This is a genomic window from Sphingorhabdus sp., assembly GCF_050921905.1.
Classification (GTDB): Bacteria; Pseudomonadota; Alphaproteobacteria; order Sphingomonadales; family Sphingomonadaceae; genus Sphingorhabdus_B.
The window spans coordinates 2,398,558-2,419,692 of sequence record NZ_CP050888.1 but is presented as its reverse complement, the minus strand read 5'-3'; the positions used below and the strand labels follow the sequence as shown (position 1 = coordinate 2,419,692).

Genomic DNA, 21,135 nt, shown 5'->3' with positions numbered 1-21,135 from the left:
TCTCCGGGCCGTACAGACCAGTCGTCGACATATCCGAGCGGTAGAGGATCACACGTCACAGTAAAGCTTCGCCCGAAAGGACCGGGACACAAGCGCCGCCAACCCACGCACGAATGCCATCAGGCGTTCGTCTCGCTTCGACTTGCATTTCGCTGGGGCGTCCCATTTTTACGCCTTGGGTTATTTCCAAAGTCAGCTGATCATCTTTCGACTCTGCAAGCAACAAGGCGGCTAAAGCAGCAGCTGCGCTGCCCGTGGCAGGATCCTCTATAGTGCCAGAAAGTGGAGCAAACATGCGAGCATCTATACGATGCTGATCTCGAGTGTACAGCATGAGCAGGCAGATATCAGCAAGGTCTGGGCGTTGCATCGCCAAGCGCGCGAATGCCGCAGGATCGCACGAGGCTCGGTCTAGTGCCTCGGGGGATACTTCGACGCACAGGGTGGCAAGACCGACAGACGCCAGCCTCGGCATGCCGATTTCGTCCGACTGTAACGATGCGCAAGGAGCGACCAAAGTACGGTCTGGTGCCTCACCCAATTGTAGCGTTTTAGGCGCCGCGATGCGGCAGCGACGTACCGTGGGGTTATCGTCAACTTCAACGGTTACGATGCCAGCGGGCTGTTCAAGCCGAAATGGCCCCGTCAGCCCATCCTCCGCCAAAGCCCAGCCGACGCCAACGTTAGGATGGCCGGCGAATGCAATTTCGAGCTCGGGCGTAAAGATGCGAACTCGGGCCGTGTTAGCCGGATCTGTTGGACGGCTCAGAAAGACGATCTCGCTCATGTTGAGCTCGCGGGCCATTGTCTGCATTATCGCCGCATCTATCTCATCTGCGTCGAAGAATACGCCCAGTGGGTTCCCACCGAAACGCACCTCGGTGAACACATCGATCATGCGAAAACGGAGCTTCGGCATCAGGCAGCTCTTCGCTCAGACGGACTGAGCGTGGCCGCTGCCTCGTCAATGGCCTTGCCCAAGCGCTCAACAATAAGATCAGCCTCTCCTCGGGTAAGACTGATTGCCGGTGCAAGTCCGATGATGTCGCCATGCGGCATGGTGCGGGCGAAAAGTCCGTTCTCGACGGCACGTGCAAAGACCCGACCAGCAAACTTCAGGTCTTTTGCTAGGTGACGACGTGGCGATCCTTCAGCAGTGAATTCGACAGCTAGAGCCAAGCCCTGGGCCCGGATCTCGCCAACGAGCGGGTGCCCAGCCAGGCGATCTACAAGCCCAGCCTGTAGATAGGGTGCTACATCACGTGCATTGGCGAGCAAATCTTCTTCTTCGATGATTGCGATGTTGGCGAGGCCTGCGGCTGCACAGGTCGGGTGAGCTGTATAAGTATAGCCATGGCCGAATGCGCCGAGCTTCGGTCCTCCAGCTTCCAATGCTTCCCAGACCCTCGGCCCAATCAAGACAGCAGAAAGGGGAGCGTAGCCGCTAGTCAAGCCTTTTGCCAAGGTGACAAGATCAGGTTCGATGCCCCAAAGGTCTCCTCCAAACCACTCCCCCAAACGACCAAAGGCAGTGACCACCTCATCAAGGATCAGCAGAATATCATGGCGGCGCAGAACCTGCTGAATGGCTTGCCAATAGCCCGGTGGCGGCGGCACCATCCCGCCCGCCCCGATCATCGGCTCAGCAATGAAGGCTGCAATAGTGTCTGCCCCTTCGCGAGCGATGATGGCTTCCAGATCTGCAACGCAATGCCGGACGAAAGCTGCGGGATCGTCAAAACCCGACCAGAACATATCTGGCGCGACGGTGCGGCGGACGACGTCCTTGATTAGGTCAAAGCCCTGATGGTATGCTGGCAGTCCGGTAAGGCTGGAGGTCATGATTGTCCCGCCATGATAGCCGCGTTCCCGGGAAATGATCTTCTTCTTCTGCGGCCTGCCCGCTACGTTGTTGACATACCAAGCGAGCTTGATCTGCGTTTCGTTCGCGTCGGAGCCTGAAGAGCCAAAGAATACCTTGCTCATGCGTCCGCCTGTCAGTTCAATAAGCTTTTCCGCCAATTGAGCGGCAGGCGAGTGGGTGGCCCCGGCAAAAACATGATAGTATGGTAGGCGCGCACCCTGCTCTGCCATAGCATCCACTATGCGCTGTCGGCCGTAGCCTACGTTGACACAATAGAGAGCGGAAAAAGCGTCCAGTATCTTACGCCCCTTCGCGTCATAAACCCACAGTCCGTCGGCGCGGTCAACCACCAGGGGATCGGGTGACATGCCGCGCGCATATTCGTCCAGGCGAACAAAGGGATGCAGCACTGATTGCCGATCCATTGCGGCAAACGCAGCCGAATCGGCGTCTAGGTGTTGAGACATTTTCATTACTCCATATTTGAAAATAGGGGTAGCCACGCTCATTGTTTTTCGTCAATAGAAAAAATTATCAGATTTTGATAAATGAGGTGTATATGATTGAGCCTTTGTTTCCGCATGACTCTCCGCCCGTGATCGGGCCTTTTGCACACGGTGTCATTGCAAGCGGTAAGTTGCTGTTTGTGTCCGGGCAGGGACCGCAGGACCCTGCGAGTGGCAAGATTGAACTCGGATCATTTGAGTTTGAAGCTCGCAGAACGCTCGAAAATGTCGAGCGGGTGTTGCGCGCTGCGGGAGCAGATTGGTCCAAGGTGGCGCGTGTTCAGGTGTACTTAACCGAAGCAGAGCGCTTCGCTGAGTTTAATGCTATTTATGCGTCGGTCGTTGGCGAGGCTCGCCCAGCTCGTACAACCATCATTTGCAACCTGCTGGCTGGCATACAGATAGAAATAGACTGCGTCGCAGCACTGGACTGATACGGAGTTGCACCCCTCACCTTGCCCTTCCAACGAACCTGTAGGCCCATCGCGGAGGCGCTCAGCCCGCTGGAAGCTGCAAGGTATGAGGCTTCGTCGACGTTTCCAGGCTTTGGGATGTGCGATCACGAAAAGCTAAGTCCATTGTGGAATGCTCTGCATCAGTTGCCGCGAGTAAACGGCAGGATAGTGTTCGCTTGGGGACCGAGACGGGCGTCGACTTGGCGCTTTCCCCAATCGGCTGTGGCATTTACCGAAAGTATGCGGCATCGATCTTCGCTTGCAGCTACGTACCCATGAGCCATTGCGCTGTCGAAATAGATGGAGTCGCCTTGGCGCAGTTGGACAGCAGCATAAAACTCAGTGTGAAGCTCAAGTGTTCCTTCAAGCACCAATACGAATTCCTCGCCAGGGTGACGAAGCAACGGGCCCCATTCCTCAAGACTGCGAGCCCGCACCTCCATCAGCAACGGAACCAGTTGTTTATCGAGCAGGTCCGCAGCAGCATAAGTCTGGCGCGCCACCGGGGTTTCGATTTCGCGCCCTTCATTAGATCTCGTGATGCTGCGCCGCCCCGAAAGCGGCATTGGTGTTGCCTCAAGGTCACTTTGGGGGCTAGCAAAAAGGACGCCGATGTCGATGTTGAGGCCTGTGGCGATTCTGACCATCTTATCGTAAGTAAGAGCCATCTTGTTGTTCTCGACCTTGGAAAGTGTCGAGACTGGCAGACCCGTGCGGCTGCTAAGTTCTGCCAGCGTCCAACCGCGTTCTGCGCGAAGCGAGCGGAGCACCCGGCCGGGATCTTTTGAATTATGTATTGCCGAAGCGGTGGTCATAGCTTTTTCCATAAATGAAATGTCTAGCCCATGTTCGCTCATGCGACAATGCCTACATTCATAGTCCCAAGTTATTGATGATCGGACTTGTACCGGTGATCGCCGGATCGATGCACGGGAGACCGATCTGGCGTTCCACCTCTGACAATGCGTCTACACGAGCGCGTTCAGACAAAGAAGCAGTGTTTAGGCTAATCCCCACACAGCGGATCGCGGGGTTCACTCTACGGCCCAAAGCAATGGTAAGTTCAATACATTCTTCAAGTCGAGGAATGGCAAAATCAGGGTACCCTAAAATCTCTTGGCGGCCAGCCTCGTGGCAAACCACAAACGCATCTGGTTGGCTGCCGTGCAAGAGCCCTAAGCTCACTGCGGCGTATGCCGGGTGAAAGAGTGATCCTTGTCCTTCAATCACATCCCAGTGATCAGGCAAGTTATCCGGCGAGAGCATTTCCACAACCCCGGCAAGAAAATCTGACACCACTGAGTCTATAGCGACCCCGCCGCCGCTAATCAGAAGTCCCGTTTGCCCGGTTGCCCGGAAGGTGGAACTAATCTCTTGTGCGCGCATGTCACGCTCAATTGATAGTGCGGTAAACTTCTTACCAACGGCACAGTCGGTCCCAACGGTCAACAAACGGTTGCCGGTTCGAGATCGGCCGCTGCCAACTGGCGGGTTAAATTCCCGCGGGAGTCCGCGTACGTCAAATAAATTGCGCCCTAATTGTTTAGCCGCTTCAGCCAATCGAGGGCGCATCGAAAGCCGGTCGTGGAGGCCGGAAGCAATGTCTAGCCCGGCCTGCATCGCCGAAATAATTATATCCTCCCAAGCATCCGGGAGGCGTCCCCCAAAGGTTGCCGTCCCGATGACCATTGTTCGCGCCCCAGCTCTAACAGCCTGCTCCGGATTCATATCAATCAAACCGAGGCTGTTTGCCTCTGGGGTTAACCGAAATTGCCCCGCGCACCACTCCGGCCGCCATTCGTGGATGCCTGCAGCGGTTTTCTGATCGAGGGGATCGACCATATCGCCGAGAAACAGCAGGTACGGTCGGGGAATTTTCAGGGTACCAAGTGCAACTCTTGCGTCATCGGTCATCATGAACATCCTAAGTTTTCATATTCAGAAAATCGTTTCTCTATTGGCTAAATTGAGAGCGCCGTCAACATCATTTAGGCAGTTCTTGTCATGGCAAACGCACTGTTTGGACGAAAGCGCGCAACGAGCTAAGTCTGGATCATGTCCCGTCCCAGAAAACTTACCAGCCCTTTCATCTAGTTCAACTCCTCGCCTGAAATCACTTGCCTGGTCGCGATGCTCTAATCCCGGTTCCCACTCAGCCTGCGGAACGTAGAGGATGATGCCCGAGCTTGGCAGATGCCGCGCCTCGGAATTGCCGCTGGCGCAGTCATCTTGTCCAGTCGAGCTAGGCGTCCAAGCACATCCGACACGCAATACGGGATAGCTTCCAAGCTAATTTCCGTCATTCCGAGGGTGGTTACGGTCCCACGAAAGCTGCCGCAGCGGTGATCCCAGTATTCGTTTTGGGGTGATGGCAGAAATGGGGTCGGGAACAGCCAAGCGTTCTAACCGACGTAAGCTGCAGCTATTCATCAATCCACCCACAGAAGCAGGCAGTCTGCTCTCGGCCCAGAATAAGCCGGAAAACGAAGCTCATCTGCATGTCCGCTTCCCACAACAAAGCAGCGATTAGCTCCGCCTGATAACATCCACGAAAGCAGTCTTAGGCAGCAACCAAATGTGAGTTGAACGAACGGCAAGTTTTGCGAAATGCAAAACGCTTAACGAACGTCCGAAAAGTTAGCGAAATGAGAAGCCCGCCGGAATGCGACTAAGGAGAGCTGCAACTCGGGCGCCTTAGCGAGCGCAGAACCGCGTTGGTTAAACCTCGCAAAGGCCGTATCGAACGAGGAGGCCGTTGACGACAAGCACTCCGGACGGAGTGTCGTCATAGCAACATCCATCTGCAAAGACTTACGTATAAGTCGTAAATAGCTATATGACTTATATGTAAGCCGTTTTCTTGACGCCACCTTCATGTTGAGGTATGGATCGCAAGGATAAAGAAAGGCATCCTTATGACTATCGAGCGCAGTAAATCCGTTCCCCGTTCCTATTCCCGCTACGGCAGGGAAGCCGTTGCTGTACTTGGCCAGCTCATTCGCATCCACCGGATCGAACGTAGACTTAGCATGGAAGAATTGGCCACGCGCGCCGGCGTGTCGCGCGACATGATGCGTCGTATCGAGCAGGGCGATCCGCGCTGCGGCATCGGCTTGGTATTCGAGGCCGCCACCATCGTTGGCGCCCCGCTCTTTGAAAGCGACCGAAACGGCCTCACCACGCTTCTCGTCGAACAAGAGGACAAACTTCGCCTGCTTCCAAAAGCCATCCATAAAGCGCGCAACGAGGTGAAAGATGACTTCTGAAAATCGTATCGAAGAGGCGTTCGTGTGGATTTGGCTTCCCAACGCAACCCAGCCCGTTGTCGCCGGACGGTTAGCGCGCGCGCGCAATGGGCGGCTGACCTTTAATTATGGCCAAAGTTATCTAGCACGCGCCGACGCGATCGCCATTTATGACCCCGAATTACCGCTGCGCGCCGGCGCCATCGAAACTCACAACAAGATGCTGCTACCCAGCAGCATCCGCGACGGCTCGCCCGACGCATGGGGGCGGCGCGTCATCATCAACCGCGTGACAGGCCTGAAGGGTGACGAAGCAGCGCAAATCGATCTGGACGAGTTAACCTACTTGCTGGAATCCGGCTCCGACCGCATCGGTATGCTCGACTTCCAGCGCTCGCCGACCGACTATGTGCCGCGCCAGCACAAGAACGCCACACTTGCCGAACTTATGGAGTCTGCTGAGCGAGTCGAGAAAGGCGTGCACCTTACGCCCGAACTCGACCAGGCATTGCAGCATGGCTCGTCACTTGGGGGCGCCCGTCCCAAAGCGCTCATCGACGACGGCGACAAGAAATACATTGCTAAATTCTCGGCGACGACCGACCTTTACAATGTGGTGAAGGCCGAATTTGTAGCCATGCGTCTTGCAGAGCGCGTCGGCCTTGCCGTTGCACCGGTCAAGCTCGCTAATGCGCTCGGCAAAGACGTATTGCTGATCGAACGTTTCGACCGCGTTTCTAGCGACGGAAGCTGGTTGCGTCGGGGCATTGTCTCGGCATTGACGATGTTCGACCTTGATGAAACGGAAGCGCGCTACGCAAGTTATGAGGAACTGGCGACCATCATCCGTCACCGCTTCGATGATCCTGTGGAAACACTAACCGAACTGTTTGCGCGCATCATATTCAATATATTGTGCGGCAATACCGATGATCATGCTCGCAACCATGCTGCATTTTGGGATGGAAAATCGCTTCGGCTAACTCCCGCCTATGATCTATGCCCGCAGGGCCGGACGGGCGGAGAGGCGACGCAAGCTATGTTTATCCTCGGCAACCGTCGTATGAGCCAATTGTCGCTATGCCTAGAAGCCGCGCCGGTATTTCTGCTTAGTGATGCGCGCGCGCGCGCCTTAATCGTGCAACAGATCACGCGCATCAAAGCCCAATGGACAGCGGTCTGCGACGAAGCGCAACTCGGCGAGGCCGAACGCGCCTTCTTATGGCGTCGGCAATTTCTCAACCCCTTCGCATTTGAGGGTTTGCCCGACAACTTTGAAACGGGTGATAGCCCCTAACTGCGTCTTCGCTAGACTTTGGCGATCAGTGTACCGAACGGGTTTCAGCCAACGCAGATTACTTGAACCATATAATCACACCGCTCACATGTTACGTTTACTGGGTGATCAAGGCTGAGCCACCCAATGCCAATTGGCCTCCCGTGCCGATGACTTAAGGCCGCATGTAAGTTGGTGGCCACCCAAAGCAGCCCTTCCGCATTCGACCTAGCACTACTTTGGCAGATTTGTAATTTGGGGGATTCCCTTTTTGTCCGATCGGTGATTCATAGGGGGCCAGCTTATGGAGGCTGGCGATGGTTGGTGATTGGCGGGATGATCTTGAGGCTTGGCTAGAGCCGTTTGTTGCGGCGCTTCGACACAAGACGCGGGGGCGGATGTGTCCATCGTATGTGGCTGATGCGGTTTGGACTTGTAACGGTCGTCTAATCGCATATTCGTCAAGGGGGATTTTTGACATATTTCTTGGGGCTACGATTGATTGATCGCAGTGATGTTCGTTTTGGTTTGCTAGTTCAGCTTTGGTTGCGTCGTTGATAGTCGTTTGTCGGGAACATGGTCGTCTACGCGGTCGAGACTTGCGCGCCGCATGATAGGTTTCGTAAGGAAGGATCTTGCCAATGTTTAGTTCGCATTTTGCCGATAAGGCACTTGCAGCCGTTACAACGCAATGATCCAGCCCGCGCCCCGACAGGGACGGCTCGACGCGCCCAAAGCATGAACGCAAACGAGAAAGAGGTTTTCAACTCAGTCTATTGGCCTTTCTATTCTGCCTTGCGCGTCAGGCTGTGGCACCAGCTGAACGATTGAACAGTTCGCCGGTTTTGAGCATCGTATGCATGATGACCGCGAGTTTGCGCGCAACTGCAATGGCTGCTCGCTTGAACCCGGCCTTTTCCCTGAGCTTCAAGCCCCAGACACGCAGAGCACTGTCCGCTGTCGTCCGCGTCAGGATCACCATAGCGGCTTCGTACAGCAATGCGCGAAGGTGATTGTCGCCGCGCTTCGAGATGCGTCCGGCATAATCGACCTCACCTGACTGGTAACGCTTGGTGGTCAAGCCGATCCAGGCACCGACAGAGCGCGACTTGGCAAAGTTGGCGGGATCCTCGATCGCTGCAATAAAGGACGACGCTGTTACCACGCCAATACCCGGGATCGTCATGAGCAACTGGCACTGCTCGTCCGCACGCGCTGTGGCGATGAGCTGCTTGCTCAGCTGCGCGACACGCGCACGCACCGCCAGCCACGCTTCGAGCAACGGCAAAACGATCCGCTCAAGCCCGGCGTTCGTTGCCAGCAAAGTGCGGATGTGGCCCTCCAATATGTTCCCTGCACTTTTGGGAACAATCAGCCCGAACGTTTTCATGACACCGCGTATCTGGTTCGATATCTGAACCGTCATTTTCAACATCTGATGGCGGGCGGCGACCAATGTGCGAACGAGCATGCTATCAAAGCTCTTCACTCGAACCTCGCGGTAAAAGCCAACCTCGGCAAGGTGGGCCAGCCCATCTGCGTCGTTCACGTCGGTCTTGTTCGGTGCCATGTCGAGTGCTGCTTTGGCATGACGTGCATCGATACAAATCGCTGGCACGCCCTGCGCCGTCAGCGCATGAAAGAACCACACCGACAGCGGGCCTGTTTCAAAAACGACGCGTCGCACACTCGGCGCATGTGTGCGGATCACTTTGGCTATAACTGTGGGATCAGACGCGCATTTGCCGCGCCATATCCGTTTGCCGCCTTCGCGAACCGAGATGAAAGTGTCTTTCAAAGATACGTCTAAACCGATATATTGATCCATGATTGTCCTCCGTCAGGTGCTTGGGCCCAGTCACAATCGTGAGCCCGTATTTTTATCCTATCGGGGACAACCAGCATTCAATCACAGCATCGTCCAGCTAATCACAGCCCCGCGATTACCCTATGTTTCGTGCCGGTCACTTGAGAGTTAAACACTCATACAAGGAGACCGAAGAGATGATGAAGCATACAGAAGATTTCAAACAAGAGGCCGTCCGGATTGCTTTGACCAGCGGATTGTCACGGCGGCGTGTTGCTGCTGACCTGGGCGTTGGATTGTCGACGCTGGGCAAGTGGATATCGCAGTATCGGCCAACCGATCTGGTATCAGCGCCGCAAGCGGATTTAGCCCGCGAGAATGAACGCCTGCGCTTAGAGAACCGTATCCTCAAGGAGGAGAGGGAGATACTAAAAAAGGCTACCCAGTTCTTCGCGAGCCTCGGCAAGTGAGGTTCGCATTCGTGCACAAGTGGCGGCATGTCTGGCCAGTGGAGATGCTTTGCCGCGTGATGCAGGTATCGACGCGCGGTTACCGGTCCTGGCACGCACGGCCGACAAGCCGACGGTCACGCGGTGACATGAAAGTGCTGGCCCACATCCGTGAACAATATGGCCTCAGTCTCGGCAGCTATGGCCGTCCTCGCATGACTATGGAGTTGGGCCGAAGGCAACGCCCGTAGGGCGGTAACGAGGTAGGGCTCGTTGTAGGCGAGCGCCGTGTTGGCCGTTTAATGCGGATCAACGGGAGCGCAGGTAACTTATGATCCGGGGGATCATAAAGCCAAGCCCGGTTCGCACCCGCAAGCATAAGGTCACCACCAACAGTAATCATCGTCTTGGCATCGCTGCGAACTGGCTGGACGGCGATTTTGTTGCCGCTGCTCCTAACCAAAAATGGGCAGGCGACATTACCTACATATGGACTGCCGAGGGTTGGCTCTACCTCGCTGTTGTTCTTGATCTACACAGCCGCCGTGTCGTTGGCTGGGCGGTCAGCGACAGAATGACCCGAAGGGCGGCGTAGCCAACAAGGATCTGGCAATCAGGGCGCTGGATATGGCGGTAAACCTGCGGCAACCCGCCGAAGGCTGCATCTTCCATTCTGATCGCGGCAGCCAATACTGTGCGTATGATTATCAAAAGAAATTGCAGGCCTACGGCCTGCGGCCATCGATGAGCGGCAAAGGTAATTGTTACGACAATGCATCCGTTGAGACGTTCTTCAAATCGCTGAAGGCGGAGCTGATCTGGCGTCAGAAATGGTCAACACGAAGGCAGGCAGAGGCAGCAGTCTTCCAATACATCAACGGGTTCTACAACACCCGTCGCCGCCACTCGTATCTGGGTGGCATCAGCCCGCTGGCGTTCGAAGCAAAGGTGGCATAATGACATAAGTGACCGGCACGAAACATAGGGTAATCGCGGGGCTGTGATTAGCTGGACGATGCTGTGATTGAATGCTGGTTGTCCCCGATAGGATAAAAATACGGGCTCACGATTGTGACTGGGCCCAAGCACCTGACGGAGGACAATCATGGATCAATATATCGGTTTAGACGTATCTTTGAAAGACACTTTCATCTCGGTTCGCGAAGGCGGCAAACGGATATGGCGCGGCAAATGCGCGTCTGATCCCACAGTTATAGCCAAAGTGATCCGCACACATGCGCCGAGTGTGCGACGCGTCGTTTTTGAAACAGGCCCGCTGTCGGTGTGGTTCTTTCATGCGCTGACGGCGCAGGGCGTGCCAGCGATTTGTATCGATGCACGTCATGCCAAAGCAGCACTCGACATGGCACCGAACAAGACCGACGTGAACGACGCAGATGGGCTGGCCCACCTTGCCGAGGTTGGCTTTTACCGCGAGGTTCGAGTGAAGAGCTTTGATAGCATGCTCGTTCGCACATTGGTCGCCGCCCGCCATCAGATGTTGAAAATGACGGTTCAGATATCGAACCAGATACGCGGTGTCATGAAAACGTTCGGGCTGATTGTTCCCAAAAGTGCAGGGAACATATTGGAGGGCCACATCCGCACTTTGCTGGCAACGAACGCCGGGCTTGAGCGGATCGTTTTGCCGTTGCTCGAAGCGTGGCTGGCGGTGCGTGCGCGTGTCGCGCAGCTGAGCAAGCAGCTCATCGCCACAGCGCGTGCGGACGAGCAGTGCCAGTTGCTCATGACGATCCCGGGTATTGGCGTGGTAACAGCGTCGTCCTTTATTGCAGCGATCGAGGATCCCGCCAACTTTGCCAAGTCGCGCTCTGTCGGTGCCTGGATCGGCTTGACCACCAAGCGTTACCAGTCAGGTGAGGTCGATTATGCCGGACGCATCTCGAAGCGCGGCGACAATCACCTTCGCGCATTGCTGTACGAAGCCGCTATGGTGATCCTGACGCGGACGACAGCGGACAGTGCTCTGCGTGTCTGGGGCTTGAAGCTCAGGGAAAAGGCCGGGTTCAAGCGAGCAGCCATTGCAGTTGCGCGCAAACTCGCGGTCATCATGCATACGATGCTCAAAACCGGCGAACTGTTCAATCGTTCAGCTGGTGCCACAGCCTGACGCGCAAGGCAGAATAGAAAGGCCAATAGACTGAGTTGAAAACCTCTTTCTCGTTTGCGTTCATGCTTTGGGCGCGTCGAGCCGTCCCTGTCGGGGCGCGGGCTGGATCATTGCGTTGTAACGGCTGCAAGTGCCTTATCGGCAAAATGCGAACTAAACATTGGCAAGATCCTTCCTTACGAAACCTATCATGCGGCGCGCAAGTCTCGACCGCGTAGACGACCATGTTCCCGACAAACGACTATCAACGACGCAACCAAAGCTGAACTAGCAAACCAAAACGAACATCACTGCGATCAATCAATCGTAGCCCCAAGAAATATGTCAAAAATCCCCCTTGACGAATATGCGATTAGACGACCGTTACAAGTCCAGCTCGAACTGCTCGAACGCGTTCACTACGCGGGCTATCTGAACTATCCCAAGTGGAACATTCACATGCTGGCGGCGAAGCATGAGCCGATTGTCAGTCTCGTGACATTCAATGCCGTGCAGGATCGTTTGAAGGGCAATGCCAAACTGCCTGCGCGCAAAGACATCAATGCCGATTTTCCGCTGCGCGGATTTGTCGAGTGTGATGATTGCGGCCAACCGCTCACGGCGTGTTGGACGAAGGGACGCAATGCGCGTTACCCTTATTATCTCTGCCAGACAAAAGACTGCTGCTCCTACGGCAAGTCGATCAAGCGCGATGCGCTTGAGGACGAATTCAAGGAAGTGCTCGCGGCGCTCAGCCCGTCACGCGAACTCTATGAACTCGCAACAGAGATGTTCCGCGATCTCTGGAATGCGCGCGTGGCCAGCGCACAAGGCAATCGCGCGCACCTCGCTGCCGAAGTGACGCGCCTTGAAAAGCAGATTGAGCAACTCGTAGATCGCATCGTGAATGCAGACTCGGATGCGCTGATTGGCGCATATGAAAACCGCCTGCGCTCACTCGAAGCTGCCAAGGTCGAAGCGAAGGAAAAAATCGCAGATTGCGGTCGTCCGCTCGCAGACTTCGACACAACTTATAGAACCGCCATGGAATTCCTCGAAAACCCCAGTAAAATGTGGGTTTTTGGTGATCTGGTGGACAAGCGAGCCGCTTTGAAACTCACTTTTGAGGGTCGCATTCGCTATAAGCGAAATGAGGGATATAGAACCGCCGAAGCGGCGATTCCTTTCAGGATTTTCAACGGGTTAGGTCTTGAGGACTCCGAAGAGTCCGAAATGGTGCCCCAGGCCCGACTCGAACGGGCACTCCTTTCGGAACAGGATTTTGAATCCAGCGCGTCTACCATTCCACCACTGGGGCACATCTTTACCGGGCGAACCCGATCAAGCGGAGGCTCCTCTAACCGAGCCTCCATTATGATGCAAGTGCATCCTTATCTCTTCAGTTCCCTTATTTCTTCAGCTCTTTTGCCAATGTCTTGAGCGTTGCCTTGCCATAAGGGGCCTTGAACCCGCCGATGCCGGCAACATCGATGCCCGTCTGACGATAGACCGCACGCATGTGGCTGAACGTCTTGAACCCGTCGGCACCGTGATAATTGCCCATGCCCGATGGCCCGACTCCGCCAAAGGGCAGGTCTTCCATCGCATTGTGGAAGACCACATCGTTGATGGTAACGCCCCCCGAAATGGTGCGCGTCAGCACGCGTTCTTCCTCGGCCTTGTCCGATCCGAAATAATAAAGGCCCAGTGGCCGGTCATGCGCGTTCACATAATCAATGGCTTCTTCCATCGATGAATAGGTCATCACGGGCAGGATGGGGCCAAAGATTTCCTCCTGCATCACCTTCATATCGTCGGTGACATTGCGCACGATGGTCAACGGCATTTTGTTGCCGTTCGATGTGGCAAATTCCTCATTCGCTGGGTTAATCTCGATAAGCTCCGCACCCTTTTCCCGCGCATCGTCGAGATAGCCCTGCAGCCGTTCATAATTACGGCCATTCACGACCGACGTATAATCATCATTGTGCAGCAATTTTGGATATTGCGCCGTGACGCCAGCCTTCACAGCCTCAATCACATCATGCTCCTGATCGCTTGGCACCAACAGATAATCGGGCGCGAGGCAGATTTGGCCTGCGTTCATCATCTTGCCCAACGCGATCCGCTCGCCCGCTTTTTTCTTATCCGCGCTGCGGCCAATGATGGTCGGCGACTTGCCGCCAAGTTCCAACGTGACCGGCACCAGATTGTCGGCGGCAGCGCGCATGATATGTTTGCCAACACTCGTCGCGCCCGTGAAGATCATATGATCAAAGGCCAGTTTCGAAAAGGCCATACCGACTTCAGCGTCGCCGGTGAAAACCGCCATTTCCTCTTGAGCGAAATATTTGGGCACAAGTTCTTCAAACAAGGCCGATACCCGCTCTGTAAATTCGGATGGCTTGATCATGGCGCGGTTACCGGCGGCGAGAATACCCGCCATGGGCACCATCACCATACCAACGGGGAAGTTCCACGGCGCGACGACGCCGACCACACCCTTGGGCTGGAACACGACCTCGGCCTTGGCACCGATCAGCCCCAACGGAAAGGTAGGCTTGCGCTTCTCGCCCTTGGCCCAGCTTTCAAAATGCTTCTTGGCGTGCTTCATCGCGCTGACCGAAGGCATGATATCGGTCAACAGCGTCTGTTCGCGGCTGCGATGGCCGAAATCCGCCGAAACGGCCTTTGCAAAATCTTCGGCATGGTCGATCAGCAACGCAATCGCGCGGTCAATACGGTCGCGGCGCACCGACATCGGTTCCGGCATGGCGACGGTAAACGCGGCGCGCTGTTTTTCGAGCACAGTCTGCATATTTGCGGTCAATTTCTCTCTCCCTTTAACCAGTTGATGAATTGCTAGCGCGAAGCGTTGCACATTGAAACCATTTTGGCGTATCGACATTGCGAACATGCGCAAAGCGTGGCGATTTGAAGGGAGAGAATATGATCGAGGCAGGCAAAAAATGGACGCCACCTGCGGGTTGGCCCGTGATGACCCGTGATCAGGTAAAGGCCGCCTTGTGCGCACCGGGTATGCCATTTGAAATGGAAACTGCTGTGATTGAAGGCGTGCCAACGCGCGTCTGGAAAAATGCTGTGCCCAATCTGGCCGTGCTTGCCGGACATGCCAAGGCATCATTCGGTGACCGCGAATTTGTGGTGTATGAAGATGAGCGCGTCACATATGACGCATGGCACCGCGCCGTCGCGTCATTGGCGCAGGCTTTACAAGAATGCGGCGTTAAAAAGGGTGACCGCGTAGGCCTTGCCATGCGCAACCTGCCCGAATGGCCTGTTGCCTTTTTCGCCGCCGCCGTGACTGGCGCGATTGTTGTGCCGTTGAACGCATGGTGGACGGGCGAAGAACTGTCCTTTGGCATGGCCGATTCGGGCGCTGCGGTTTTAATCTGCGATGCTGAACGCTGGGACCGCATTGCGCCGCACACATCCGAAATGCCCGCGCTAAAGCATGTGATGGTTGCGCGTGGCGGTGGGGCCGCGATGGCAGAGCCTGCTATTCCGCTCGAAAATGTGATTGGCGGACCAAAAGGTTATTCTGATTTGCCCGACCTAGCGCTGCCCGATGTAGCAATCGCGCCGGATGATGCCGTCACGATTTTCTACACCAGCGGCACAACCGGCAAACCCAAAGGGGCGCTGGGGTCCCACCGCAATTTGCTCACCAATGGCCTTTCCAGCGCTTATTCCGGCGCGGCGACCATATTGCGTCGTGGCGATGCTCTGCCTGACCCAAGCATTCGGGCTTCGTTGCTTGTGATCCCGATGTTCCACGTCACCGCCTGTTCTGCATCGATGATCCCCACCATTCAGGCGGGCCACAAAATCATATTGTTGCACAAATGGGATACCGTGAAGGCGTTCGAGGTTATCGAGCGCGAGAAGATCAATGCCACGGGCGGCGTGCCCTTCATCGCGTGGCAGTTAATCGAGCATCCCGACCGCGAAAAATATGATCTCAGCTCCATCGACGCGATCAGCTATGGCGGCGCGCCATCTGCGCCGGAATTGGTGAGCAAGATTTACGAAATCTTCGGCGCGTTCCCCGGCAATGGCTGGGGCATGACCGAAACCATGGCGACGGTAACTTCACATGTAGCCGAAGATTATCTCAACCGCCCGGATAGCTGCGGCCCGGCGGTTGCTGTATCCGACCTGAAAATCATGTCCGAGGACGGCATGACGGAATTGCCCGTTGGTGCGGTTGGCGAATTATGGGCACGCGGCCCGCAAATCGTTAAAGGATATTGGAACCGCCCCGACGCCACCGCCGAAACCTTTGTCGATGGCTGGGTAAGAACAGGCGACCTTGCGCGCGTAGATGAAGAAGGTTTCTGCTTCATCGTTGACCGCGCCAAGGACATGATCATTCGCGGCGGCGAGAATATCTATTCGTCCGAAGTCGAAAACATCCTCTACGAACATCCTGCCGTTACCGATGCTGCCTTGGTGGGCATACCGCACCAGACCCTGGGCGAAGAACCCGCAGCCGTCGTGCATTTGGCACCTGGCATGACGGCCACTGAGGAGGAGCTTCGTGAATATGTCAGCGAACGTCTGGCGAAGTTCAAGGTGCCGGTAAAGATCATCTTCACGCAGGATACGTTGCCGCGCAACGCCAATGGCAAGATCCTGAAACGCGATTTGAAGGCGCTGTTCTAAAGCGGCAATAGGGGTGATTCACATTTGTTTTTGATGGCCCGGCGGCCTATAAGACGTCAAAATCGAAACCAAAGGAAACTCTCATGCGCCGCGCCGATCCCGTTGTAATCCTGTCTTATGCCCGCACGCCAATGGGCGCGATGCAGGGGGCATTGGCTGACGTTTCGGCAACCGACCTTGGCGCGACGGCGGTGAAGGCGGCGGTGGAACGCGCAGGGGTCGATGGCGCAGATATTGAGCGTATCTACATGGGTTGCGTCCTACCCGCAGGCTTGGGCCAAGCCCCTGCCCGTCAGGCGGCGATCAAGGCTGGCTTGCCCAAATCGGTGCAAGCAACGACGGTGAACAAGGTATGTGGTTCAGGCATGCAGACTGTCATCATGGGCAGCGAGGCTCTCGCCGCAGGGTCGGTCGATTATGTCATCGCAGGCGGCATGGAAAGCATGACCAACGCGCCCTATTTACTGAAAAAGCACCGCAGCGGCGCGCGCATCGGGCATGACACGGCCTATGACCATATGTTCCTCGATGGCCTTGAAGACGCCTATGAGGCTGGCCGCGCCATGGGCACATTCGCACAAGACACCGCCAATGCGTATCAACTGACCCGCGAGGCGCAGGATGCGTATGCGATTGAATCGCTACGCCGCGCACAAAAAGCGATTGCCGATGGCGCGTTCAAGCAGGAAATCGTCGCCGTGACCGTTGCCACGCGCAAGGGCGATGTCATTGTCGACACGGACGAACAACCCGGCAAGGGCATGCCCGATAAAATCCCGACGTTGAAAGCGGCCTTTGCCAAGGACGGCACGATAACGGCGGCAACCAGCTCATCCATCTCCGATGGTGCGGCGGCGCTTGTCCTGACGCGTCAGTCGGTCGCCGACGCCAAAGGACAAAACCCCATCGCACGTATCGTGGCCCATGCCGCCCATGCACAGGAACCATCGGCGTTCACCACTGCACCAGTCGGCGCGATCAACAAATGCTTGGAAAAAGCGGGTTGGACCATCGGTGATGTGGACCTGTTTGAAGTGAACGAGGCCTTTGCCTGTGTCGCCATGTTTGCCATGCACGATCTTGGCATCTCGCATGACAAGATTAACGTGCATGGCGGCGCTACTGCGCTTGGCCACCCCATTGGCGCGTCGGGCGCGCGGATCATCACAACCCTGGTCGCGGCGCTGCAACGCCATGGCAAGACACGCGGCGTTGCGTCCTTGTGCATTGGCGGCGGCGAAGCGACAGCGCTTGCGATTGAGCTTATCTAAACGGCTACAACGCGCGGCAATATGAACATCGTTTTCGTCCTATTCGACAATGTTACGCAGCTCGATTTTACCGGGCCAGTGCAGTTTTTGTCGCGCATACCCGGCGCGCAAGTGCATGTTGTCAGCAAAGACGGACAAGCCGTGACGACCGACTGCGGTTTTTCAATCCTGCCGCGCTCCGGCTTTGCCGATTGCCCGCAAGCGAACATATTATGCGTACCCGGCGGCCACGGCGTGCGCGATGCGATTGTGGACACAGCCATCGTCGATTTCGTGCGCCAACAGGCCAAGGGCGCCGATCATATAACTAGCGTGTGTACTGGCGCGTTCATCCTCGGCGCGGCAGGGCTGCTTCGAGGCAAAAAGGCAACCTGCCATTGGGCCTATACGCAATTGCTTCCCCTGTTCGGCGCAACGCACAAGCCAGCGCGCGTCGTGCGTGATGGCAATCTGATCACGGCCGGCGGCGTCACCTCAGGCATTGATTTCGCGCTTGACCTTATTGCGGCAATCTCTGGCGAGGATGTCGCAAGGACAATCCAATTGGCACTCGAATATGACCCCGCACCGCCCTTCGGCGGGGGTTCGCTCGCAAGTTCTTCAGAAGAGACCGTCGGCAATCTGCGGGCGCGCGTTTACGACAAGGCCGCGTCCGAAATGAAAACTGCCATTCAGCAGATAATTTAATCCGCCGATTACATTCACACTGGACGTGCGCGCGGCATCGGCATAGCCTCTCCTTTCGGGGAGAGAGAATATGACACAAAAGCTTTTGGCCGCAGCGGCATTCCTAAGCGCGGCATTGATGCTGGGTTCCTGCCAAAAATCTGCGGTGGACTCCGACATTTCAGCCTTTGCCGCGATTGACGGTGATTATTTGAAAACCGGTGGTGATGGGTCCAACTGGGCGATGACCGGCTTCAATTATGATGAACAACGGCACAGCCCGTTGCAGTTGATTAACGACAGCAATGTGCAAGATTTAGGGATAGCGTGGTTTGCCGACTTACCCGATGCGCGCGGCCAAGAAGCAACGCCGGTGGTGGTCGATGGCAAGATGTTTGTCTCCACCGCTTGGTCCAAAGTTTTCGCCTATGATGCCAAAACGGGCAAGCCATTATGGAGCTTCGACCCCGAAGTCGACAAAGCGCGCGGCGTCAAAGCCTGCTGCGACGTTGTCAATCGCGGCGTCGCTTTCTGGAAAGGTAGCGTCTTTGTTGGCACCATCGACGGCCGCCTGATCTCGCTTGATGCCAGCACCGGAAAGCAGAATTGGAGCGCGCAAACGCTTGATCTGGAATCGAACGGCACCATCACGGGCGTCCCGCGTGTGGTGAAGGACAAGGTCGTCATTGGCTTTGGTGGCGCTGAATTTGGCGCACGCGGCTATGTCACGGCTTATGATGCAGCGACCGGAAAGCAGGCATGGCGTTTCTACACCACCCCCAATCCTAAGGGCGAGCCGGACAACGCCGCCAGCGACGAAATCCTGAAAACCGCAGCGACGAAAACGTGGAGCGCCAAGCCGAAAAAGGGTGACTGGCGTGAAAGCGGTGGCGGCGGGACCGTGTGGGACGCGATTGTCTATGATGCCGAACTGGATCAGTTGTATCTCGGCGTCGGCAATGGCAACCCGTGGAACCACGGCATCCGGTCAAATGGCGAAGGCGACAATCTGTTCCTGTCCTCGATCGTCGCGCTGAAACCCGATACCGGCGAATATGTCTGGCATTATCAGGAAACACCTGCCGAAAGCTGGGACTATACCGCGACGCAGCCGATCATCTTGGCCACCGAAACGCGGGGCGGCAAAGAACGCAAAGTTCTCTACCACGCACCCAAAAACGGATTTTTCTTCACGATCGACCGGTTGAATGGCAAATTGCTGTCCGCCAACCCGTTCATTGACGGCATTACATGGGCGACCGGGTACGACCTGAAAACCGGACGTCCGATTGAAAATCCAGACGCGCGCTATGAAAAAACCGGCAAGCTGTATATGGCGAACCCGTCCGCGCTTGGCGCGCATAATTGGCACCCGATGAGCTTTAATCCCGCCACCGGCCTTGTCTATATTCCTGCTTTATATATCGGCGGCGCGTATCTGCCGCCAATGGCACCCAATGAGATGGAGCGCAAAAAGCTTGGTTTTAATACTGGCGGCGCGATGGCGACGGCGGATTTGCCCGATGATATCAATTTCGTCAAAGCGGTGAAGGCCGCCACGACTGGCAAATTGGTGGCGTTTGACCCCAAAACCGGCAAGGCCAAATGGACCGTTGACCATCCCGCATCATGGAATGGCGGAACGATGACCACTGCCGGCAATCTGGTGTTCCAAGGCACGGCGATGGGTGAGTTTCGCGCTTATGCGGCGGATACGGGCAAGCAATTGCTCAACATCAATGTGCAGTCAGGTGTGCTCTCTGGCGCGTCAACTTATACTGTGGATGGCGAACAATATGTGGCATTCCTTACCAGCAAGGGCGGTGCTTTTCCCTTGGTGTCGGGCTATGCTGGGGCGACCAGCGCATCGGTGCCAAACTTGCCGCGCTTGATCGTGCTTAAATTGGGCGGCAAAGTTGCCTTGCCCGCCTTGCCGGAAACCCCGCTTTATGTGTGGAATCCGACCAAGCAGTTCGGGACGCCAGCAGATATCGCAGCGGGCGGATCAAACTATCAACGCTATTGCCTCGTCTGCCACGGCCCCGGCGCGGTTGGCAACGGCGTGCTGCCTGACTTACGCAAATCCGGCACGATTACCGATGCTGCAACGTGGAAATCGGTTGTCATCGACGGCATCTTGAAAAGCAACGGCATGGTCAGCTTTAGCAGCGTGCTCAGTCCAAAAGAGGCCGAACAAATGCGCGCTTATGTGGTCAGCCGCGCGCATTATGCCAAGGCGAATGACGCGGCCTTGAGCGGAGGCGCAAAAAGGGCGGCCAAGTAAAATCTGCTGCCCATGAATCTGGCATCTGCCTAAAATTTAGGCAGATGCCATGGCCGCAATCGCCTAAAAATCCGCCGTTTGGGCGTCACCCGATCTGGCACGATACTTGATAAGCAGTAGCTATCATCCGTGCGCGCGGAGACTATGCCTCACGCGCCATATAAGGAAATGCCATGAAAAAGATCGAAGCGATCATCAAGCCGTTCAAGCTGGACGAAGTGAAAGAGGCGCTGCACGAAGTTGGCGTATCTGGCATCACCGTGACCGAAGCCAAGGGCTTTGGCCGTCAAAAGGGCCATACCGAATTATATCGCGGCGCAGAATATGTCGTCGACTTCCTGCCTAAGGTAAAGCTTGAGGTTGTAGTGGAAGACGGCCTTGCTGACCGCGTTGTTGAAGCGATCGCCGCCGCCGCGCAAACTGGCCGTATTGGTGATGGCAAGATTTTCGTTATTCCCGTTGAGACTGCGCTGCGCATCCGCACCGGCGAACGCGATAATGATGCCGTCTAAAAAA

General features: G+C 56.0%; 16 protein-coding genes, 1 tRNA gene and 2 pseudogenes. 11 read left to right on the top strand and 8 right to left on the bottom strand.

The annotated features are described in order from the left end of the window. Positions 1-55 precede the first annotated feature (55 nt). Together HEQ18_RS11800 and HEQ18_RS11795 are read right to left on the bottom strand one after the other, a co-directional pair. Positions 56-919: a PhzF family phenazine biosynthesis protein gene (locus HEQ18_RS11800; RefSeq protein WP_432814858.1), complete on the bottom strand. Its 864-nt coding sequence runs from the start codon at positions 917-919 to the stop codon at positions 56-58. Continuing rightward, positions 919-2,373, bottom strand: coding sequence for an aminotransferase class III-fold pyridoxal phosphate-dependent enzyme (locus tag HEQ18_RS11795; RefSeq protein WP_432814857.1), 1,455 nt, complete (start codon positions 2,371-2,373; stop codon positions 919-921). The genes HEQ18_RS11800 and HEQ18_RS11795 overlap by 1 nt, the downstream gene beginning before the upstream one ends. On the opposite strand from HEQ18_RS11795, the gene HEQ18_RS11790 reads away from it, so the two are divergent. Further along, positions 2,373-2,804, top strand: a complete 432-nt coding sequence (locus tag HEQ18_RS11790) for a RidA family protein (RefSeq protein WP_432814856.1) — start codon at positions 2,373-2,375, stop codon at positions 2,802-2,804. The genes HEQ18_RS11795 and HEQ18_RS11790 overlap by 1 nt on opposite strands. Before the next feature lie 161 nt (positions 2,805-2,965). On the opposite strand, the gene HEQ18_RS11785 is transcribed toward HEQ18_RS11790, so the two are convergent. Both HEQ18_RS11785 and HEQ18_RS11780 read right to left on the bottom strand, forming a co-directional pair. After that, the gene (locus tag HEQ18_RS11785; RefSeq protein WP_432814855.1) at positions 2,966-3,682 is read right to left on the bottom strand and encodes a helix-turn-helix domain-containing protein; all 717 of its coding nucleotides are present in this window, start codon (positions 3,680-3,682) and stop codon (positions 2,966-2,968) included. Positions 3,683-3,698: 16 nt separating this feature from the next. Next, entirely contained in the window at positions 3,699-4,742 is a 1,044-nt protein-coding gene (locus HEQ18_RS11780; protein ID WP_432814854.1) for a DUF1611 domain-containing protein, read from the bottom strand. Positions 4,743-5,740: 998 nt separating this feature from the next. Here HEQ18_RS11780 and HEQ18_RS11775 point away from each other — a divergent pair. Together HEQ18_RS11775 and HEQ18_RS11770 are read left to right on the top strand one after the other, a co-directional pair. Beyond that, entirely contained in the window at positions 5,741-6,091 is a 351-nt protein-coding gene (locus HEQ18_RS11775; RefSeq protein WP_432814853.1) for a helix-turn-helix transcriptional regulator, read from the top strand. Continuing rightward, positions 6,081-7,367 (top strand): type II toxin-antitoxin system HipA family toxin, encoded by a 1,287-nt coding sequence (locus HEQ18_RS11770; protein WP_432814852.1) that lies wholly within the window; start codon positions 6,081-6,083, stop codon positions 7,365-7,367. Before HEQ18_RS11775 ends, HEQ18_RS11770 begins: the two co-directional genes overlap by 11 nt. 781 nt (positions 7,368-8,148) lie before the next feature. Here HEQ18_RS11770 and HEQ18_RS11765 read toward each other — a convergent pair. Further along, positions 8,149-9,174, bottom strand: coding sequence for an IS110 family transposase (locus tag HEQ18_RS11765; RefSeq protein ID WP_432814488.1), 1,026 nt, complete (start codon positions 9,172-9,174; stop codon positions 8,149-8,151). A gap of 176 nt (positions 9,175-9,350) precedes the next feature. Between HEQ18_RS11765 and HEQ18_RS11760 the strand changes: the two are divergent. Next, positions 9,351-10,559: pseudogene (locus HEQ18_RS11760) on the top strand (IS3 family transposase). Positions 10,560-10,707: 148 nt separating this feature from the next. Then, positions 10,708-11,733: an IS110 family transposase gene (locus HEQ18_RS11755; protein WP_432814488.1), complete on the top strand. Its 1,026-nt coding sequence runs from the start codon at positions 10,708-10,710 to the stop codon at positions 11,731-11,733. Between the two features lie 363 nt (positions 11,734-12,096). Here the strand turns inward: HEQ18_RS11755 and HEQ18_RS11750 are convergent, their stop codons facing one another. Then, positions 12,097-12,324 (bottom strand): hypothetical protein, encoded by a 228-nt coding sequence (locus tag HEQ18_RS11750; RefSeq protein ID WP_432814851.1) that lies wholly within the window; start codon positions 12,322-12,324, stop codon positions 12,097-12,099. Between HEQ18_RS11750 and HEQ18_RS11745 the strand changes: the two are divergent. Further along, positions 12,271-12,396 (top strand): annotated as a pseudogene (locus HEQ18_RS11745) (zinc ribbon domain-containing protein); the annotation flags it as partial. The gene HEQ18_RS11750 and the pseudogene HEQ18_RS11745 overlap by 54 nt on opposite strands. Before the next feature lie 550 nt (positions 12,397-12,946). Here HEQ18_RS11745 and HEQ18_RS11740 read toward each other — a convergent pair. Then, positions 12,947-13,030 (bottom strand) — tRNA-Leu (locus HEQ18_RS11740). A 90-nt stretch (positions 13,031-13,120) separates the two neighbouring features. Continuing rightward, positions 13,121-14,530 (bottom strand): coniferyl aldehyde dehydrogenase, encoded by a 1,410-nt coding sequence (locus HEQ18_RS11735; RefSeq protein ID WP_432816007.1) that lies wholly within the window; start codon positions 14,528-14,530, stop codon positions 13,121-13,123. Positions 14,531-14,661: 131 nt separating this feature from the next. On the opposite strand from HEQ18_RS11735, the gene HEQ18_RS11730 reads away from it, so the two are divergent. The 5 genes from HEQ18_RS11730 to HEQ18_RS11710 all read left to right on the top strand — a co-directional run bounded on the left by HEQ18_RS11730 (position 14,662) and on the right by HEQ18_RS11710 (position 21,131). Continuing rightward, positions 14,662-16,398, top strand: coding sequence for a class I adenylate-forming enzyme family protein (locus tag HEQ18_RS11730; RefSeq protein ID WP_432814850.1), 1,737 nt, complete (start codon positions 14,662-14,664; stop codon positions 16,396-16,398). Between the two features lie 83 nt (positions 16,399-16,481). Further along, positions 16,482-17,669 carry an acetyl-CoA C-acyltransferase gene (locus HEQ18_RS11725; protein WP_432814849.1) on the top strand — a complete coding sequence of 396 codons (1,188 nt, stop codon included), beginning with the start codon at positions 16,482-16,484 and terminating at the stop codon, positions 17,667-17,669. 21 nt (positions 17,670-17,690) lie between these two features. Next, a complete protein-coding gene (locus HEQ18_RS11720; RefSeq protein ID WP_432814848.1) occupies positions 17,691-18,356 on the top strand; it encodes a DJ-1/PfpI family protein in 666 nt (221 codons plus the stop codon). Positions 18,357-18,426: 70 nt separating this feature from the next. Continuing rightward, positions 18,427-20,619 (top strand): PQQ-dependent dehydrogenase, methanol/ethanol family, encoded by a 2,193-nt coding sequence (locus HEQ18_RS11715; RefSeq protein WP_432814847.1) that lies wholly within the window; start codon positions 18,427-18,429, stop codon positions 20,617-20,619. 173 nt (positions 20,620-20,792) lie between these two features. Next, positions 20,793-21,131, top strand: coding sequence for a P-II family nitrogen regulator (locus tag HEQ18_RS11710; protein WP_125231011.1), 339 nt, complete (start codon positions 20,793-20,795; stop codon positions 21,129-21,131). Positions 21,132-21,135: the final 4 nt, after the last annotated feature.

What these genes read in the sequence shown, in the direction of transcription:
- HEQ18_RS11710 (WP_125231011.1), top strand. Translation starts at nt 20,793, where the DNA reads ATGAAAAAGATCGAAGCGATCATCAAGCCGTTCAAGCTGGACGAAGTG.
- HEQ18_RS11770 (WP_432814852.1), top strand. Translation starts at nt 6,081, where the DNA reads ATGACTTCTGAAAATCGTATCGAAGAGGCGTTCGTGTGGATTTGGCTT.
- HEQ18_RS11775 (WP_432814853.1), top strand. Translation starts at nt 5,741, where the DNA reads ATGACTATCGAGCGCAGTAAATCCGTTCCCCGTTCCTATTCCCGCTAC.
- HEQ18_RS11795 (WP_432814857.1), bottom strand. Translation starts at nt 2,373, where the DNA reads ATGAGCGTGGCTACCCCTATTTTCAAATATGGAGTAATGAAAATGTCT.
- HEQ18_RS11715 (WP_432814847.1), top strand. Translation starts at nt 18,427, where the DNA reads ATGACACAAAAGCTTTTGGCCGCAGCGGCATTCCTAAGCGCGGCATTG.
- HEQ18_RS11785 (WP_432814855.1), bottom strand. Translation starts at nt 3,682, where the DNA reads ATGAGCGAACATGGGCTAGACATTTCATTTATGGAAAAAGCTATGACC.
- HEQ18_RS11800 (WP_432814858.1), bottom strand. Translation starts at nt 919, where the DNA reads ATGCCGAAGCTCCGTTTTCGCATGATCGATGTGTTCACCGAGGTGCGT.
- HEQ18_RS11735 (WP_432816007.1), bottom strand. Translation starts at nt 14,530, where the DNA reads ATGCAGACTGTGCTCGAAAAACAGCGCGCCGCGTTTACCGTCGCCATG.
- HEQ18_RS11725 (WP_432814849.1), top strand. Translation starts at nt 16,482, where the DNA reads ATGCGCCGCGCCGATCCCGTTGTAATCCTGTCTTATGCCCGCACGCCA.
- HEQ18_RS11730 (WP_432814850.1), top strand. Translation starts at nt 14,662, where the DNA reads ATGATCGAGGCAGGCAAAAAATGGACGCCACCTGCGGGTTGGCCCGTG.
- HEQ18_RS11720 (WP_432814848.1), top strand. Translation starts at nt 17,691, where the DNA reads ATGAACATCGTTTTCGTCCTATTCGACAATGTTACGCAGCTCGATTTT.
- HEQ18_RS11755 (WP_432814488.1), top strand. Translation starts at nt 10,708, where the DNA reads ATGGATCAATATATCGGTTTAGACGTATCTTTGAAAGACACTTTCATC.
- HEQ18_RS11765 (WP_432814488.1), bottom strand. Translation starts at nt 9,174, where the DNA reads ATGGATCAATATATCGGTTTAGACGTATCTTTGAAAGACACTTTCATC.
- HEQ18_RS11780 (WP_432814854.1), bottom strand. Translation starts at nt 4,742, where the DNA reads ATGATGACCGATGACGCAAGAGTTGCACTTGGTACCCTGAAAATTCCC.